The organism is Actinomadura sp. 6N118 (assembly GCF_044326415.1).
Classification (GTDB): domain Bacteria; phylum Actinomycetota; class Actinomycetes; order Streptosporangiales; family Streptosporangiaceae; genus Spirillospora.
The window spans coordinates 1-519 of record NZ_JBIRAZ010000122.1 but is presented as its reverse complement, the minus strand read 5'-3'; the positions used below and the strand labels follow the sequence as shown (position 1 = coordinate 519).

General features: G+C 50.5%; 2 protein-coding genes. Both read right to left on the bottom strand.

Going from position 1 to position 519, the window contains the following annotated elements; genetic code table 11:
* Nucleotides 1–231: SDR family NAD(P)-dependent oxidoreductase (locus ACH34W_RS55700; RefSeq protein ID WP_395969370.1), on the bottom strand; the 231-nt coding region annotated here is incomplete at its 3' end.
* A 29-nt stretch (nucleotides 232–260) separates the two neighbouring features.
* On the bottom strand, nucleotides 261–519 hold a 259-nt coding region (locus tag ACH34W_RS55695; RefSeq protein ID WP_395969369.1), incomplete at its 5' end, for a 5-deoxy-glucuronate isomerase.

Sequence of the window (519 nt, the reverse complement as noted above, 5' to 3'; positions counted from 1 at the left end):
ATCCAGCAGTGCTGGAATACCATCAATCTTTCGCAGATCGGCGGTCAGGCTTAAAAAACGACGCCCCAGCGCTGTGACCTGCTCGATGGTTTCAGTCGGTTCAACGATGTTAATGCCAACAATGTCACAGCCCGCTTGCGCCAGCCCCAACGCCATCCCCTGACCCAGTCCAGTATCACAACCAGTGACGACCGCAACTTTACCTTCGAGAGAAAATGCACTTAAAATCATAACAATACCTTATTCGTTTATGCCCACAACTAGCGCAAATCTTTAACGGCCACATGGTCCATATCATCAAAGACCTGGTTTTCACCGACCATGCCCCAGATAAAGGTATAAGCTTTGGTTCCGACACCGGAATGGATCGACCAGCTCGGGGAGATCACCGCCTGCTCGTTATGCATCACAATATGACGCGTTTCTTGCGGCTGCCCCATCATGTGGAAAACGCAGGCGTCATCATCCATATTGAAATAGAAATAAACTTCCATCCGGCGCTCGTGGGTGTGACACGGC